Genomic DNA, 4,148 nt, shown 5'->3' with positions numbered 1-4,148 from the left:
CTGTCTCACGACGTACTTAACCCAACTCACGTACCACTTTACTCGGCGAACAGCCCAACCCTTGGGAGCGCCTACAGCCCCAGGATGCGACGAGCCGACATCGAGGTGCCAAACCAATCTGTCAATATGGACTCTCGAGATTGATCAGCCTGTTATCCCTAGCGTAGCTTTTATTCGTTGAGCGATGGCCATTCCATGATGGACCACCGGATCACTATGACCTACTTACGTATCTGTATGACTTGTCAGTCTTACAGTTAAGCCGGCTTATGCCATTACACTTAATTAGGCTATCTTTAGCCCATTGGTTTCCATCCAATTTAAGCCGACCTTTGTACTTCTCCGGTACTATATGGGAGAAATCCGCCCCAGATAAACTGCCCATTAATCACTGTCCCAAATTTTGGTATAGCGTGCTCCTAATTAAGTCAAGGTATTTCACTGATGTCTAATCGACTCCCTTGTATTCTACACCTTAATTATAAGCACACAATGACTAACTACAGTAAAGCTGCATAGGGTCTTCCCGTCTAGCTAATGGTAATCCGCATCTGCACGGATAATTCAATTTCACTGAGCTCATCTTGGAGACAGTAAGAGTATCGTTAAACCATTCATGCGCGACCATAATTAGTGGCCAAGGTATTTCGCTACCTGAGGATCGTTATAGTTACAACCGCTGTTTACTGGAGGTTCAATCAGCACCGTATTAGTGCCTCTCTTGACTTACCAGCACTGAGCAGGTATCAGTCTTTATACATCTAGTTTCCTATTAGCAAAGACCGGTGTTTTAAGTAAACAGTCGTACTCTTCTATTCTGTGCCACGATCATAAAAATCGTACTCCTTCTCCCGAAGTTACGGAGTCATTTTGCCGAGTTCCTTCAAGATGATTCGCTCAACGCCTTGGTATATTCTACCAGCAGACCAGTGTCGGTTTAGGGTACGGTTAAATAATTAGATCATTTCCTGAATTTTAAATTAATATGACACCATTACTGATATATATTAATATTAAAACTGTTATCTAAATTAGTTTTTCTCATCGATCACTCCTATCGGAGTTCATTAAGTCCTCGATTGGACGTACAAGCCGCCAACCGGGGTAATTTTAAAAATCTTAGAGGCCGTTACTTTACTCATGGAGGTTGAGCCTAGCCATGAAACCCTTCTGCTTTCGGCGAGTGGGATTTTATCCACTTTTACGTTACTCATGTCAGCATTCTCTCCTCAGTTATGTCCAGATAAGGAAACCCTATCCTTCAACCATGTCCTGAGTGTTCCGCTACCCTCCAACATTCTTTATAATGTTGGGACAAGATCTCGGTATACTACTTAGACCCGATACATTGTCGGTGCCCTTGAAACTTATAAATACAGACCATTGAGCTATTACGCTTTCATTAACGGATGGCTGCTTCCAAGCCCACCGAATGGTTGTGTAATTTCATGGACTACCTTAATTTCACTTAGTAGTATTTAGGGACCTTAATTCTTGTTCTGGGCTGTTTCCCTCTCGACTAAAGACCTTAGCACCTATAGTCTGACCGTCCTTTATTAACTGTAAACCATTCCGAGGTTAGATTCCCAAACAATAAATGTTTGGGAATCGGTTAAATAACCGATTCTATTGATAGAGCCATCACGACCCCCCAATCAAGTCCACAAGGGACATAGTATCCAGTGCTGTACCAGTTTACAGATACGAAGGACAACATACCAAAATATGTTTCGCGGAATACCAGCTATCTCCAGGTTAGATTGGCCTTTCACCCCTTACCACAACTCATCCAAGCCTATTGCCACAGGCACTGGTTCGGTCCTTAATGACCTGGTCATGGTAAGATCACCTGGTTTCGGGTCTAATCCATGGTACTTACCCATTTAACGTAGTCGCTTTCGCTAAGTATTTCTACTTGCACCACAGATTAACTCGCTGACCCATTATGCAAAAGGTACGCAGTCATCTTGTATTTAAACTCAGATTCCTGCTGCTTATAGAACTACCGGTTCAGGATCTTTTCACCAGTTACCTACTTACTTTTCAACTTTCCCTCACGGTACTCTTCACTATCGCTCAATACATCATATTTAGCCTTAGAGGATGGTTCCCCTATATTCAGACAAGTTATCTCTCATCTTACTTACTACTTTTCTAATTTATCTTATCACGGGACTTTCACCCTCTATGGTTTGTCATTCCAAACAAATTATAAGTTAATTTTAATTCTTTCCCTAAAGAAAAAATTAACTATATAGTACAAACTATATAGTTAGAAAATAGGCTAACCCGCTTTCGCTCACCACTACTAACGGGATCTCGGTTGATTTCTTTTCCTTCTACTACTTAGATGTTTCAGTTCGTAGAGTTATTATTATATTGGTTTCCCTTAGGATTATCGTAATTATCAAATCATTCATTACGATTTTTGGTATAAACTACCTCCTTTGGATGTATTGGCTAGTCATCCCCGATAGTCCCTTTTTCATCTTGGTAATACATTACATATCATTATTGGATACTTATTTTATTAATCAATTTATTAAACATAACCGATGTTTACTTTTTATTTACACACAATTATTAAATTATACCACGTATTTATGTTGAGAATCAGAATTAATATTTATTTAATGTAAAACCTTTAAATTATATTACTGGGCTGGGAAGGCTCGAACTCCCATTAGCCGACATCAAAAGTCGGTGACTTACCAATTAGTCAACAGCCCAATTAAATTTCCGGCAAAGACGGGGGACCTATAATGACATAGGTGAGCGGACGGCTTTGCCGTTTTTCTATTAAGACGAAAACGCGTGCATGATAAACCCGGGACTTTTGTTTATCCGCAGGGTAGGCGACATTACACCTTAGGGTGATGATGCCATCGCCCCGCGGCCGTAATAAAATTAAAATGCTGGCTAGTAGACTTGAACTACCATTACCTCGATTACAAATCGAGTGCATTACCAATTATGCTAAACCAACTTATTACTTTTATTTTATTATTTTCGGGTTAGATTCATCCCGTATTTAAAAAACTATACTCACTGCTCTGTATATATTATTAATTAATACCCTTTTATATATTAAGGGGTGGTAATTAATATAAACTAAAAATTTGAATTTTAACTAGACATATAATGCCATTTGTTAAGATTTTAATAAATTTAAGGGCCCTCGGGCCGATCCTTCGGTACGTAGGTTTCCATAAAATTTTGGCGTATGGTGCCGCAAAATTTTAAATCGGGGTAGATTAAATATTAAGCAATTTCAAATGCCATTAAGATACAAGGAACTAAAATGATAAATCCTAGAGTTAGTGGTAACATTCCAGTCCAAGTAAATGACATTAATTGATCATATCGTAGTCTTGGGAAAGACGCTCTTACCCAAATATAGATAAATAGGATTAAACAAGTTTTAAGACCTAAAGCTAATCCTTCAAATGAGAAGAATGTTGGGTTTTCAAAAGATACGAAAGGAACTAAATATCCTCCTAAGAATAACATGGCTACAAATGTAGACATTAAAATAATAGAAGCATATTCAGCTAAGAAAAACATTACAAAAGGTACAGAAGAATGCTCAGTAAAGAATCCAGCTACTAGCTCAGATTCTGCCTCAGGTAAATCAAAAGGAGCTCTATTAGTTTCAGCAATAACTGAAATTAAGAACATTAAAGAAAGTGGTAATAATGGAATAATATACCAAACATTAATTTGAGCTTGGATAATATTAGTTAGATTTAATGATCCTACTAATAATACTACAGTAAGAATAATTAATCCCATTACAACTTCGTAACTAACCATTTGGGCAGTACTTCGTAGTCCTCCTAAGAAAGCATATTTAGAGTTGGCTGACCATCCAGCAAAAATTACTCCGTATACTCCTAAAGAACCTACAGCTAATAGGTATAAAATACCTAAACTTAAGTCTGATAATGTTAATCCTGCACCAAAAGGAATTACTCCCCATGCTAATAAACTAGTAATTAAAGAAATAATTGGAGCAAATAAGAATAAAGCTTTATTCGAATGAGCTGGAATTACTGATTCTTTAACAAATAATTTTAATGCATCGGCAAATGGTTGTAATAAACCATAATATCCTACTCGGTTAGGACCTAACCGTCTTTGCATAGATC

At 37.9% G+C, this 4,148-nt stretch carries 1 protein-coding gene, 2 tRNA genes and 1 rRNA gene; all 4 read right to left on the bottom strand.

All coding sequences use genetic code 11. From position 1 onward, the window contains the following. Positions 1-2,495, bottom strand: a 23S ribosomal RNA gene (locus ACYVJS_RS10420); the annotation flags it as partial. A 162-nt stretch (positions 2,496-2,657) separates the two neighbouring features. Next, positions 2,658-2,730 (bottom strand) — tRNA-Gln (locus tag ACYVJS_RS10415). Positions 2,731-2,913: 183 nt separating this feature from the next. Beyond that, positions 2,914-2,986: transfer RNA gene (locus ACYVJS_RS10410), tRNA-Thr, on the bottom strand. Positions 2,987-3,261: 275 nt separating this feature from the next. Further along, the coding region (locus ACYVJS_RS10405) for a complex I subunit 1/NuoH family protein (protein ID WP_460739893.1) at positions 3,262-4,148 on the bottom strand (887 nt) is incomplete at its 5' end.

It is taken from the genome of Microbacterium neimengense, from assembly GCF_054782995.1.
The sequence above is the reverse complement of the archived record's forward strand: the minus strand, read 5'-3'. Positions and strand labels throughout refer to the sequence as shown.